General features: G+C 28.8%; 8 protein-coding genes. 6 read left to right on the top strand and 2 right to left on the bottom strand.

Going from position 1 to position 14,452, the window contains the following annotated elements; all coding sequences use genetic code 11:
• Positions 1 to 20: 20 nt before the first annotated feature.
• The 3 genes from uvrB to VS182_RS01090 all read left to right on the top strand — a co-directional run bounded on the left by uvrB (position 21) and on the right by VS182_RS01090 (position 5,991).
• The gene (gene uvrB, locus VS182_RS01100; RefSeq protein WP_479492637.1) at positions 21 to 2,000 is read left to right on the top strand and encodes an excinuclease ABC subunit UvrB; all 1,980 of its coding nucleotides are present in this window, start codon (positions 21 to 23) and stop codon (positions 1,998 to 2,000) included.
• Positions 1,997 to 4,948 carry an excinuclease ABC subunit UvrA gene (gene uvrA, locus VS182_RS01095; protein ID WP_479484709.1) on the top strand — a complete coding sequence of 984 codons (2,952 nt, stop codon included), beginning with the start codon at positions 1,997 to 1,999 and terminating at the stop codon, positions 4,946 to 4,948. The genes uvrB and uvrA overlap by 4 nt, the downstream gene beginning before the upstream one ends.
• Before the next feature lie 185 nt (positions 4,949 to 5,133).
• Entirely contained in the window at positions 5,134 to 5,991 is an 858-nt protein-coding gene (locus tag VS182_RS01090; protein ID WP_479488755.1) for a prolipoprotein diacylglyceryl transferase, read from the top strand.
• Between the two features lie 824 nt (positions 5,992 to 6,815).
• On the opposite strand, the gene spoVAD is transcribed toward VS182_RS01090, so the two are convergent.
• Positions 6,816 to 7,841 carry a stage V sporulation protein AD gene (gene spoVAD / locus VS182_RS01085; RefSeq protein WP_479484707.1) on the bottom strand — a complete coding sequence of 342 codons (1,026 nt, stop codon included), beginning with the start codon at positions 7,839 to 7,841 and terminating at the stop codon, positions 6,816 to 6,818.
• Positions 7,842 to 8,541: 700 nt separating this feature from the next.
• Here spoVAD and VS182_RS01080 point away from each other — a divergent pair.
• Positions 8,542 to 9,351, top strand: coding sequence for a hypothetical protein (locus tag VS182_RS01080; RefSeq protein WP_479492636.1), 810 nt, complete (start codon positions 8,542 to 8,544; stop codon positions 9,349 to 9,351).
• Positions 9,352 to 10,568: 1,217 nt separating this feature from the next.
• Here VS182_RS01080 and VS182_RS01075 read toward each other — a convergent pair.
• A complete protein-coding gene (locus VS182_RS01075) occupies positions 10,569 to 10,853 on the bottom strand; it encodes a hypothetical protein (RefSeq protein WP_479492635.1) in 285 nt (94 codons plus the stop codon).
• Between the two features lie 827 nt (positions 10,854 to 11,680).
• Between VS182_RS01075 and VS182_RS01070 the strand changes: the two genes are divergently transcribed.
• Both VS182_RS01070 and VS182_RS01065 read left to right on the top strand, forming a co-directional pair.
• Positions 11,681 to 12,595 (top strand): transposase family protein, encoded by a 915-nt coding sequence (locus VS182_RS01070; protein ID WP_479492400.1) that lies wholly within the window; start codon positions 11,681 to 11,683, stop codon positions 12,593 to 12,595.
• Between the two features lie 653 nt (positions 12,596 to 13,248).
• On the top strand, positions 13,249 to 13,452 hold the full coding sequence (locus VS182_RS01065; protein WP_479492634.1) for a hypothetical protein: 204 nt from the start codon (positions 13,249 to 13,251) through the stop codon (positions 13,450 to 13,452).
• Positions 13,453 to 14,452: the final 1,000 nt, after the last annotated feature.

Raw genomic sequence — 14,452 nt, 5'->3', positions numbered from 1 at the left:
TATGGATGTGACATCTAAATATGGAAGGTAAATTCAAGCTTGAAGCTCCTTTTAAGCCTTGTGGTGATCAACCAAAAGCGATTGAAGAATTACTACAGGGTATTAAGAATGGCCAGTCATCACAAACCCTTTTAGGAGCGACAGGGACAGGTAAGACATTTACGATGGCTGCTATTATTGCGCAATTAAATAGGCCAACGTTAATTATTGCACATAATAAAACCTTAGCAGCTCAATTATGTGGTGAATTGAAAAGTTTTTTTCCCAGTAATGCTGTGGAATATTTTGTTAGTTACTATGATTACTATCAACCAGAAGCATACGTGCCTTCGACAAACACTTACATGGAAAAAGATGTTTTGATCAACGATGAAATTGATAAATTACGACATTCAGCTACGAGTTCTTTATTTGAAAGACGTGATGTCATTGTTGTGTCAAGTGTTTCATGTATATATAACTTAGGATCACCACTGGAGTATAAAAATTTAGTTCTCAGCTTGCGTGTCAATATGTCGTTAGAGTACAAAGATATATTGAGTCGTTTGGTAGATATGCAATATAAACGAAATGATATAGATTTTCAAAGAGGTACTTTTCGTGTCATAGGAGATGTATTAGAAATTTTCCCTGTGGCACGTACAGAAAGAGCTGTTAGGGTAGAATTTTTTGGCGATACGATTGAGAGAATTAGGGAAATTGATACAACTACGGGACATTTGTTAGCTGATAGAGATCATATTGCGATTTTCCCTGCCTCTCATTACGTTGTGGGTGAGAATAGTTTAAAAAAAGCAATTAAATCTATTCGTTCAGAATTGACCGAATGCTTAGCTTGTTTGAAAAAAGAAGATAAGTTGTTAGAAGCACAACGCTTAGAACAGCGTACTTGTTATGATTTAGAAATGTTAGAAGAGATGGGTTTTTGCAAAGGCATAGAGAATTATTCACGTCATTTTACAGGTGCTTTACCTGGTACGCCGCCATATACATTAATCGATTATTTTCCCGATGATTTTTTAATTATGATTGACGAATCTCACGTAACTGTGCCACAAGTGCGTGGTATGTACCAAGGTGACCAAGTTCGTAAACAAACATTGGTCGAACATGGTTTTCGCTTACCGTCTGCTATGGATAATAGGCCATTAAATTTTGCAGAATTTGAGGAACGCCTGCCAACTATGATTTTTGTTTCCGCTACACCGGGTAATTATGAATTAGAGCGATCTGGTGGTTTTGTGGAACAAATTATTCGTCCAACGGGTTTACTGGATCCTGTGCTAGAAATTCATCCTACAAAGGGTCAAATTGATCATTTATTAGCGGAGATTAAACGAAATGTTAAGGCGAAAGAACGTGTGTTAATAGCTACATTGACGAAAAGAATGGCGGAAGATTTAACCGATTATTTTAAAGGTGTAGGTGTAGCTGTGCGATATATGCATGCAGATACCAAAACTATTGATCGCATGCATATTATTCGTTATTTGCGCTTAGGTAAATTCGATGTTTTAATAGGTATAAATTTGTTGAGGGAAGGCTTAGATATTCCCGAAGTTTCTTTAGTCGCTATCTTGGATGCTGATCGCGAAGGTTTTTTGCGCACAGATCGTTCTTTGATCCAAATGATCGGTCGTGCAGCTCGCAATAAGCATGGTAAAGTTATTCTTTATGCGGACCGTATAACACCTTCAATGGAAAAGGCTATTTCTGAAACAGATCGTCGTCGTCAGATACAAGATACTTATAATCAGGTTCATTGTATTACGCCGAAAACAATTTTCAAACCAGTACAACCAGTTATTGAAGCAACAAAATCACTTAGTGGAAAGCCGTCGAGTCGAGTTAAGTCTAAAAAGTTAACTTTAGAAGAGAAAAAGGCACAAATTATAGCTTTAGAAAAAGAAATGCGTACAGCAGCCAAAGAACATGCTTTTGAGCGTGCTGCTGAGTTGCGTGATTGCATCTTTGAATTAAAAGCAGAGAGGAATAATTGATGAATAAATGGATTACAGTTCAAGGAGCTCGTGTGCATAATTTAAAAAATATTTCAGTAAAGATTCCTCGTAATCAATTAGTAGTTATTACCGGTGTCAGTGGATCAGGAAAATCTTCCTTAGCCTTTGACACCATTTATGCTGAGGGACACCGTTGTTACGTTGAATCATTATCTTCATATGCTAGGCAGTTTTTGGGCCAGATGGATAAACCGGATATTGATAAAATAGAGGGCCTTTCTCCAGCTATTTCAATTGATCAAAGAACTACAAGTCGTAATCCGCGTTCTACCGTTGGCACGGTTACGGAAATTTATGATTATTTACGTTTATTATTTGCACGTATTGGTGATATTTATTGTCCTAAGCATAAAATACCTATCGCGGGACAAACCATAGATCACATGGTAAATCATCTATTTACTTTTACTGAAGGTACAAAAGCAATGATTATGTTTCCTTTGGTCAAAGACAAAAAAGGTGAGCATAAAAAACTGCTTAGTAAAATAAGACAAGATGGTTTTGTGCGTGTTAAATTAAATGGTACTATCTATGATTTAGAAGAATTACCTACTTTAGATAAAAATAAGAAATATACGATAGATGTTATCGTCGATCGTATCATTATTAAAGCTAATCAACGTCAAAGGATCACCAGTTCTTTAGAGACAGCACTCCGTCTAGCTGATGGAGAAGCATTAGTTGAGATGATTAAAGGTGAAATCATCTATCTTAGTCAAAATTATTCATGTAAAATGTGTGGTTTTAATTTAACAGAATTAAGCACACGTATTTTTTCTTTTAATAACCCATTAGGAGCATGTGAAAACTGTGATGGACTTGGCGTTACGGAATATGTTGATAAGGATCGTATTATTTCAGATGCAAGCCTACCTCTTACCAGGGGTGGAATTGAGTGGATCCTAAATTTTGAAGAAGAGGGGATCCTCGACTATTTTTTAATGGCAATTTTAGATCTAACAGGTGATGAGGGGTGGAATGATCTTAACGCTGAGCAAAAAGAATTGATTTTCTATGGATCAGATGAAGTTTATACATATGAATATTATAAGAATAAAAAATTAGTTTCTAAAAAAATGAAATTTCCAGGGCTGATAATCTTACTTCAACAAGCTTATAATAAAATATCTAATAAATCACGTCGCAGGTCATTGAAAAAATATTTTTCAGTACATAGTTGTCATATCTGTCAAGGAGCTCGTTTGCGTGAATCATCATTATCTGTTCTGATAAATGGTTATAATATATTTCAGCTTTCTTCTTTACCATTAGAAGAACTTTATCGATTTATTGATCAACTCGACTTGATCGAAGCAAAAAAATTAATTTCTGATGTTATTTGTAAAGAATTAAAGACACGGATTAGTTTTTTAATTAATGTTGGATTAGAATATTTGACCCTAAGCCGTTCCGCTGCTACATTATCAGGCGGCGAAGCGCAAAGAATACGTTTAGCTACGCAAATAGGTTCTGGTTTAATGGGTGTAATTTATGTTTTAGATGAACCTAGTATTGGGTTGCACCCACGTGATAATGAAAAATTGTTAGCTATTCTAAAAAATATGCGCGATAAAGGTAACACTTTAATTGTCGTCGAACACGATGAAGAAACCATGCTTAGGGCCGATTACTTGATCGATATGGGACCTGGTGCTGGTCAGCAAGGTGGACATGTTGTCGCCGCTGGATTGACGCCACAGGTTATGCAAAATCCTGCTTCTTTAACAGCTCGTTATCTTTTAGGTACCCGTTTTTTGCTTGTTCCACTAGAGCGTCGCAAAGCAAAAGATGATAATTGGCTTATTGTACATGAACCGCGAGTTAATAATTTATGTCTAGATGAAGTTTCCTTCCCTTTAGGTACTTTCATATGCGTTACAGGTGTTTCGGGTTCAGGGAAGAGTACATTGATTAATAAGGTGTTAGTTCCTGGCTTGGAAAAATTTTTGGAATGCAAAAGAATAAATTACCGTAATGATGTACCTAATGATGATGAAACATTAGATGCATGTGCCGATAAATATATAAAGAGCATATGTAAAAATATAACAGGTTTTTCTTCAATTGATCGTATTTTGCAAATCGATCAGAGCCCTATTGGTCGTACACCACGCAGTAATTTAGCTACATATACAGGTATTTTTGATGAAATTCGTGCTTTATTTGCCTCTACACAAAGAGCTCAAATTAGCGGTTACAGTGTGTCGCGGTTTAGTTTCAATGTAAAAGGGGGCCGTTGTGAAGCTTGTGAAGGCGATGGTGTTTTAAAAATAGAGATGCATTTTTTACCTGACGTTTACGTTACATGTACTTCATGTCGCGGGAGCCGTTATAATAAAGATACTTTAGCTATTCAATACCGAGATCACAATATAGCGGAAATTTTAGACATGACCGTCGAAGAAGCTTGTCCATTTTTTGAACATCACAGACGTATATATCCAAAACTAAAAGCTTTAGCAGATGTAGGATTATCATATATGAAACTAGGACAATCAGCCCCTACCATGTCAGGCGGCGAAGCGCAACGCTTGAAATTAGCGACAGAATTATATGGCAGACAATCCAGAGTAGCATCTTCATTGTATGTACTTGATGAACCTACGACTGGTTTACATATCGAAGATATAGCAAGATTAATAAATATATTAAATGAATTAGTTAAACAAGGGGGTACAGTTATTGTAATCGAACACAATATTGACCTCATCAAAACAGCTGACTATATCATTGATTTAGGACCTGAAGGAGGCAAACAAGGCGGTTCACTTGTAGCTGAAGGTACACCTGAACAAATTATAGAATACCCGTCATCATACACCGGTAAATTTTTGAAAATAGCCTTAGATAAAACAAAAAAACAAATGAGTAGCTCATATATAAATGAAGAAGGCGCTCTTTGTTTTGTAGGTTTTCTAAAAAAATAATAATGCAAAGTATTAAAAGAAACAGTTTAGAAATTATATTTTTTAAACATTTATAAATAAACAATAAACAACCAAAAAAATAAAAAAAAATCAAAAAATAAAGATCTAAAATAATTTGCAAGGTATTTCTTATATTTTTTTTCGATGATGTAGCAATTATTATCCTAGAAGGGATTTTTAAAAATATGTTTATTTTTTTAAATGATTTCTTCGCTTTTTTTGAGATGAGAATTTTCAGCTTTTTTATTTTAATTACTATTATAGCTTGTGCTTGGTTATTTTGGCAGCTCAATCAGTATAGAGACTTTTTGAAGTTGAATTTATTAGATCTTATTGGTTGTGTTACTGTATTTTCTATTATAGGTTCGCGTTTGTTCTATGTTCTAATTCATTGGTCATATTATAGATATCACGTGGCAGATATTTTTAAAATTTGGCAAGGTGGTTTTTTTGCCCTCGGAGCCTTTTGTTTTACTTTTATTGGGCTTTGGGGGTTTGCTAAATTATACAAATTATCTTTTTTAACCTTGATAGATAAAATAGCGCCATTAGCACTATTGGCGCATGCTATTTGTCGTTTAGGAGATACCATTAATCGTGAAAATTATGGTTTTGAAACAACGTTAGCTGATTTGAAAGCATCTCACATCCCTGATTGGTTGATTGATTATACTTATATCAGTGGAAACTATTATCATCCAATTTTTTTATATGAATTTATTTGGGATATTATTGGTTGCTATCTTTTAATTTCATTGTATTACAGAATTTCTAACAAATTATTCATAGGGGAACTTTTTTACATATATATGTCTTGGTATTTCTTTGGCTTAGCTTATCTTGAGAGTTTAAGAATAGATCCCACAATTATAAATGCTCCCCAATGGCTTGTGGTATTAACTAAAATGTTCTTTTCTTTTCCCGATCATTACATTCCATTGATCAGAGTTTATTATGGTCTTTTATTCCTATTTGCTTTTTCATGCTTAATAAGAAATCGGTTTCGTTATAGAGATGGAATTATTTGCAAAAGATTAAAATAAATAAGCAATAAATAAGCAATAAATAAGAACAATAAATAATAATAACAAAAAATAAATAGCATTTCAATATTTTTTAAAATCACATGAATATTAATTTCTTATAAGGTATTATTATATTTATTTTTTGTATTTTATTAATTTTTATTTTATTTTATGTTGCAATTCGAAATTATTTATCTATATTATGTTATTTTTATAAAACATAAATATAAAAATTGTTATTATCATATCGAACTTGACTATAAATACTGCTATATACAATTAGCGAAGATAATTTGTATTTATTTTTATTTTTAATGTTATTTTTGTTAACAAACTTAAAATTAAAATAAAAAACATTATTGTTTATATATTAGAAAATATATAAACAATAATGTTTTTTATACATATATATTATCAATAGTTTTAAATTTATTTTAAGGATGAGCATAAGGCAAATTATTTCTTTTATATATTTTATTTTTTATCCAAATATTTTATTTTTTATATTTTAAAAATATTTTTTTAATTCAAACACAAATGTAGCCATTATAATATCTTTGGTTGCCTTCGATTAGTTAATTAAACCCTCTTTAGATTAGTTTTCGTTCCAGCTGTATGTCTAAAAAAAGTCTTTCTTTAAAAGATAATTTTTAGAAATTATAATAAATAACAATTATTTATATTAATCACCTATATTGTATTTAGGCATAAGTCCAATATTTTAACTAATATTTAATTTTATAATTATTAAAATATATTTATAAAACCTAAAATATTACTTATTTATACTAATATTTTTTATTTATAAAATATTAGTATAAATAATATTAATATAGATAAAATTAATTATCAGACGTAAGTGTAATTGCATGTGCTACACCAGGAATTGTTTTATTTTGTTGAAAAGAAAGAACACTTAATAAAGCGCCTGTGGCAACAACAAGTATTTTTTTGTATCTACCTTTTTTTAATTCGTCTAATAGATGAGCATATACTACTAAAGCACTACAAGCACATCCGCTACCTCCAGCAAATACAGGTGCCTTACCATAGTCATCAGCTTTATAAATCATCATTCCGCAATCTTTTAGATTGTTAGCTAGTTTAAAACCCTTTTCAAGCAAAAGATTTTTTAATAATTTTAGACCGAAGTAGGCGAGATCGCCTGTAACAATCAAATCATAATCTGATGCTTCTTGACCTGTATCCAAAAAATGTTTCAAAATCGTATCAGCAGCTGCTGGTGCCATAGCAGCTCCCATATTCATAGGATCTTTTAAACCATAGTCCATGACACGACCCAGAGTAACATGTGTTACTTTAATTCCTTCTGTACATTTAGCAACTAAAACAGCTCCAGAACCTGTAACGGTACATTGTGCTGTTTGTGCTTTTTGCACGCCATACTCGATAGGGAAACGAAATTGACGTTCTGATGTAAAACGATGACTACTAGTTGATGCCATGGCTAAATCAACATAACCGCTATTCACAAACATTGATGTCATGGCCAACGTAAGCATAGAAGTCGAACATGCACCGTATGTACCTATAAAAGGGATGGGATATTTCTGCGCCGAAAATGATGCTGTGATCATTTGGTTTAATAAATCTCCTGCTATATATAAATCTACATCTTCAGGTTTCTTGTTAGCTTTAGATAAAACTAAAGAAGTAGCATCTACAACCATCTTTAACTCAGCTTTTTCCCATGAAGATTGACCTGCATTATTGTAATCATACACAATATCTAACTTAGAACCTATAGGGCCCTTACCCTCTAAAGGACCGCCTACCGTTGCATTTTGTAAGATACGCACATTATTTTCTAAAAAAAAAGTAGCTTTACCAAGCTTCTTATTAGGCATCATCTTTCCCCCTTAAAAATTAAAACACACAAAAGTTTTGTATTTTAATTTTCGCCAATACATTATAAAGGTAAAGATAGTTTAACCTTATAGAATTAATTATATTACAAATATTTAACCACAATCTTTATATGGTAATAAAATCATATCAAATAGCCCTATCCTAAAATTTTCATAACATAGATGACAAATACCATCGATTTATGATAAATCTAATCAAGATACATAGATACTATCCAATAATCCATGTTAAATAGTGTTTAAGAACCTAATTTAATGCACAAAAAGCTATGATAATGGCTATTTTTGTTTTTAAATTACACCATTACTAATCGGTTATATTAATATTTCTTGACAAGTCCATATTTTAATCTTTTCTATGAAAATCCCAAGAAAAAGTTCAGAGGAAATAAATTAATACCAAAAACATAAAATAAAAAATAGAAAAAAAAAAATAGAAAACAAAAACATGAAATAAATCCATAAAGCAAAAAATAAATTTATTAATTTAAAATAAATTCCCTGTGTAAATATAATACAGTTATATATTATTAAAAAAATATGTTTATATACATAATAAACATAAAACTAGTCTTTAATATTTCTGGCAACAAAATATAATTAGCAGGATTAACTAAAAAAAAAAAGAAGTAACTGAAAATGATGCGACTGATTTTCCGAACCAGGAGGATACAAATGGATGACGAGTATAGATAAAATTAATAAAGCTTACCGTATACTTGATGAACAATTAAAAGCTAAAGGCTATTTTACCATCGGGCATGGTGCAAGCTTATTACGATTAGACCCGCGTATTGTTCGTTCATGGGTCGAAGCTTTTCCTGAATATGTTAAACCTTACTGGGACAAGCATGCTCGATTATGGTTAAAAAACAGTTGTTTAGAACCTTTAAGAAATATCCAAAAAAGACTAAACAAAACAAATCCTCCTTTAAATTTTCGTGAACTACGTGCCATTCTTATATGGGAAGGCAAGATACCTAACAGAACCAATATGATCATAAATAATAAAAAAACTGAAGAGATTAAAAATAAAGAGATTAAAAATAAAGAGATTAAAAATAAAGAGATTAAAAATGAAGAAATTAAAAATGAAGAAATTAAAAATGAAGAAATTAAAAATGAAGAAATTAAAAATAATATAAAGATCGAAACACAACATATTCCTATGATAGGAAAAACTATCAAAATGTTAAGACAAGAAATATATGATATTAATAAAAAAATAATCAAATCCGAGAAATGTATTTTATCATTTAAAAATCGTTTGAGTAAAATAGAAAATATGCTTATAAATTTAAATCAAAATTCTGTTAATAATTATAAACTGCAAATGATGATTGAAGACTTCAAGAAACAACAACATAATTTTCAAAAAGAGATGCAAAATATAACTTTCCAACAACAATTAAAAAACTTAGAATTACCTTCGCCAAGACGATTAACAAAAAAACCAGCTCAAAAACAAAAAATCTTTGGCATATTTTAGGTCATTTTATTTAAAATCCATTTCCTGTGTATTAAAAATATAATAAAAAAATATCCCTAGCAAAGGGATTATTTTTTTATTCAAGTTCTAGTTGCATTAAAAATCGATATTTTTATTTGTCCTGTAGGCATTAAAAATCAAATAAAAATTTTTTTAAAGTTTATAAAAAATACAGATACAAAAGTTGTTACCATTAAAAAACAAAAGTATCGTGTGTACAGATTATGAAGGTCATCTTAATTTTATTGACAATGCCGTTGTCCTTATTTTCTTTAAGGAAGTCAAGATATATCTAAAGCAAAAGCTTTTATTTTAATAGATATGGAGATAAGTAATGAAGAAATTCGAAATTATTATTCGAACAGATGGGAAATTTAAAAATATTTTATAAAAGATAAAAGCAATCTTTATCTATAATAATATATAATAATATCTAATAATATCAAGTAAAACTTTATATTGGTATTTAATTTTACAGTTTTTTTATAGAACTATATTTTATACATACAGGTAATGTTAATCTTCTAAAGGGATTACTTAAATATCAGGCTAAAAAAGAAACTGATCAGATAGAAGATATATTAATTTCATACTCGAAAGAGATAATATCATATTTAGATATTCCTACGCATATATCTGTGAAGCTTATTTTATCACGTGCCAAGAAAGGATTAAGAGCAGCACTAAGCCTACTTTTATCAATTTAAAGAGGTATCCTAAATCTGAAAATACAATTAAAAAGGATGAATATGGTAAAAAACCTAAAAAAGCTAGGTTTGTTTTTTGACCATCCATAAATATAATTAAATTTATTATAACAATACAAATATATAAATGCTCTTTTTAGAGTAATTAAACATAAGGCTGCTAAATTACTCTAAAAATAAAAGCTATCTTTTTTTATAAACAAATAATATTAAAAATTTAGATTATAATAAACTTTTTAATATAATTTTTGTGCAAGTACAGATATTAGTATTCTTGGAAAAGTCCATCATAAATACTTTTACAACTTCAATGTATTTTCAACACTATAACGATATCTAACAAATATATTAATAATTGTTTTTATTCCATACGACTAATATCTATACTTGTACCTCATAGAGGTGCTGTAGTGTTGTTAATAAATGCAAGATTATTCCCTGATGAAACTTATCTATTATTAAACGATGACTTTAATGCGCTGGATGATGATAGTACTGAGTTTGTTCGTATTAAACGTTCAGGTACACTAGGGACGATGTAGCTACTCTAGATGTATTAGTAATAGCTGAACCAACCAAAGAATGAGTAACATCACCTGTTGTTTGTAAAATTTTAAAAGATGTAGTATTAGCGACTTTTTCTAATTTATTCGCTCCAATTACTCCTGTAGAAGTTATTCCTGGATAAATAAAAAAAGTTAACCAATATATTACTCTTTCCAAGGGCCCCTCGCGTGACGGAAAATCACTATTAGATGCTGCTCGTACATTTACATGGAATATACTATAAATCATTACTATAAACGCAATAAATACAGATAGATAGCATTGTCTTTTTATTTTTCGGGTTATGATATCCATTATTATATTTCTCTCCGTTTGTATTATATTTTATTAATTTTTTCTTTTAGTAAATTATATTTTAATAAAGTTACTTAATATATTTTTCGTACTTCTTTATTCCGCCACTAAATATAGGGCCATATATTGGCGGTAGGGATCATATGAGACATCATAAAGCATCTGGCCCTCTATATTAAGTTAGATTACAAATCTAATTTGTTATCCAGTTCAACTTTCTAAAAACAATAATAAACAAAATTGGTTCATTTGCTAGCATATAATTATTTATCTTGACGCCTTAGATCGCAAACTTGATATTATAATTTTTAAAAAAACGCTTTGTATTATAACCTTGGATTAACAACGGTTCAAATTATTTTTAGTTTTATTTTGTTTTAAGTTATTACTTTGCATGCAAAAAAAAAATAAAAAATGTAAATTATGAATAAAAAATAAGAAGATATTGGACTTGTGCCTAAACTTTAATACATGTGATTAAGACGAACAATTGTCATTTATGGATATTTTTAAATTTTTTTAAAAATATAAAATTTCAATATCTATTCTTATTTATGAGCTATATTGTTATAATAATCTGAATAAACTAAAAAATATTATATATATTATTATTTTTTTGGAATTTCATTAAGATATGAAAAAAGATAAATTTTTGTGTTTTGATATCTTTAAATTAAAATGCTATTTCTTTATATACATAAAAAAAACAACACTATTATTAAATTGTGTTGTTTTTTTTATGTATATATACTACTATTAATATGGAATTTAACACTAAAAGAAAAGAGCAGATAACTATGTCTAATATTAACAAGAGATATGTAAATATGGAATATGCAAAAATAGCAAAATTAACAGAAAAAGAATTTATGTCCGCCGTAGGCGTCGATAAAATAACCTTTTCAATTATAGTAGAAAGTGTGCGGAAATATGACTTGAAAAACCATGAAAAAGGGGGTAGACCAAACATACTTGACCCGGAAAATCAAGTGTTATTGTTTTTTCATAATTTTTTCTTTGGTCGTACTTATAGAAGTATTGCAAAAACTTTCGATGTTACTAGCAGTACTGTTAATAAAACTATAAAAAAGGTACAAGCTGTCGCAACAAAAGTACTTAATAAAGAAAATCCTAAAAATATGAAAAAATATCTACCTAGCTTAACATATGGCAGATTCATTATAGATGGTACAGAAATATGCATTCAACGTCCTAAGGTGAATTACAAACCCTATTTATCTGGACGTAAAAAACAAACAAGTAAGAAATCCTTAATTTTAATTTGCTCTAAAACTGCCAAGATTTATTTTACAAATTACGCTCCTGGTAGCGTACATGATTTTAATCTTTACAAAAAATCACGTATTCCATTATCAGAAAACGCAACGTTGCTAGGTGATTCAGGTTTTAAAGGCCTAAACCAATATCATTTGTATGCGATTATACCTTATCAAAACAGTAAATACAAGGTTTTAAGCCAAGAAGAAAAAGACTATAACCATATTTTATCCCAAGAAAGATCCTTAGTTGAAAGAGTTATAGGATGGCTAAAAAGATTCAAGCTTATTGCTAATAGATATCGTAATAAACTGAAAAATTTCTCAAAGCAATTTGATCTAATCTCAGCAATATTCAATCATCATTTATCTTTAGATAAATTCAAAAAATTTATATAAAATCCAAAAATATAAATTAAAAAATTCAGACAATTTACACGAACAATCAATTGTATCAAATCAATATAATTTTAGCTATTATTTAAATTTAAATAATTAAATTAAACATATAAGAGGAATAAGTAAAACTTAGTTTCCTTATTAAAACATGTTTATTGATATTTTAACACTTATGATAAAATATAATCATGAAAGTAATGATAATAACATCTTTGAAAACACTTTATTAGTCTCAAATAAACATTGCATTAAAGTTTAGGCACAAGTCCATTATGGTATTTCCAAATCTTAAAATATATTATATTTTAAGATTTTACAAATGTTTAAGCTACGTTACATATAGATGGTTTAAGCTATCTTTTAGAAGTTAAACGTGCTAATAAAACGGAAAGGAATAAAATGTATATTGCTGAAGATATCATATCTAGTAGCGTATGTACTTGATCAGAAAGCATATGTTTGCATAGATTATTGGTATACTTCAAAAAAAATATAATCTAAAATAAGCTTAAAAAAGGATTTAATTTTATAAGTTAATTAAAAAACGATATTATTATTTATCCTTTAGGTATAAAAAATCAATCAAAAAATTTGCGGAGAATATAACTAAAACAGATACAGAAGTTGTTACCTTTCAAAAACAAAAGTATCATGTGTATAAGTATGAGGGGAAGCTTAATTTTATCGACAATGCCATTGTCCTTATTTTTGTTAAGGAATGTCGAGATATATCTAGAGTAAAAGATTTTATTTGCACAGATATGGAGCTAAGTAATGAAGAAATTCTAAATTGTTATTTGAACCTATGGAAAATTGAAACATATTTTATAACATATAAAAGTAATATTTCTTTGTAATTATATCTAGTCAGATCCAGCAAAGCTTTAGATCGATACTTAATTTTACAAATGTTTGTAGCAATGTATTTTATATATACAGATAATGTTAATCTTCTAAAGGGATTACGTAAATATCAGGCTAAAAAATAAACTGATCAGATAGAAGATATGATGTATATATTCATTTCACTCTTGAAAGGGATAATATCGTATTTAGATATTCCTACTTATATATCTGTGAAGCTTATTTTATCGCATGCCAAAAAATAATTAAGAGCAGCACTAATATCCTATTATTATCAATTTAAAGAGGTATCCTAAATCTGCAAATACAATTCAAAAGGATAAATATTTTAAAAACCTAAAACGTTTAGGTTTGTTTTTTGATCATATATAAATATATAAATTATTTTTTAGATTAATTAATCATAAAGCTACTAAATTACTCTAAAAATAAAAATGCCCTTTTTTATAAACAAATAATATTAAAACTTAGATTATAATAATCTTGTTAAGTTCATTTTTAAAAACGCAAAATTATGGCATTATTTTGTACAAGTTTATCAATTATATTTTTTATTTTGTTTTTAGTTTTTATTTAAAATGAATTAAATGATTTATTTTCTTTTTATTTTTATTTATTTAAAGATGGTGTGTTAATAGATTTTTTTCATATAATAGGGTTGTTTGGTTATGGGATGTTGAGTATGGCTACCTTTTGATCAATTAATGCATATGTTAACATGGTGAGGAGTATTGGAACTTAGTTGACGATTGATTTTTTGTAGAGGTGGGTTATCGTTAATGATTTGTTATTGCCGTTTTAATGTTTCTTTGTTTTTTTATTGTTGTGCTATTATGTATTTCTGTCCTCTTTATAATTTTAGTATATTTTTATATATTTTATTGTTTTTCATAATCTATTATTGATATAAATTTTTTGTAAAGATCAAAATAATATTGTGAATTAATGTGGAGCATATGATGAAAAATTTCTTTAAATATTTATAGAATAATA

Source organism: Pasteuria ramosa (assembly GCF_056496785.1).
This window is presented reverse-complemented; position numbering and strand designations above follow the sequence as displayed.

Excerpts from the sequence above, each read along its gene's own strand:
- VS182_RS01070 (WP_479492400.1), top strand. The coding sequence starts at position 11,681 with ATGGAATTTAACACTAAAAGAAAAGAGCAGATAACTATGTCTAATATT.
- VS182_RS01080 (WP_479492636.1), top strand. The coding sequence starts at position 8,542 with ATGACGAGTATAGATAAAATTAATAAAGCTTACCGTATACTTGATGAA.
- VS182_RS01090 (WP_479488755.1), top strand. The coding sequence starts at position 5,134 with ATGTTTATTTTTTTAAATGATTTCTTCGCTTTTTTTGAGATGAGAATT.
- uvrB (WP_479492637.1), top strand. The coding sequence starts at position 21 with ATGGAAGGTAAATTCAAGCTTGAAGCTCCTTTTAAGCCTTGTGGTGAT.
- VS182_RS01075 (WP_479492635.1), bottom strand. The coding sequence starts at position 10,853 with ATGATTTATAGTATATTCCATGTAAATGTACGAGCAGCATCTAATAGT.
- spoVAD (WP_479484707.1), bottom strand. The coding sequence starts at position 7,841 with ATGCCTAATAAGAAGCTTGGTAAAGCTACTTTTTTTTTAGAAAATAAT.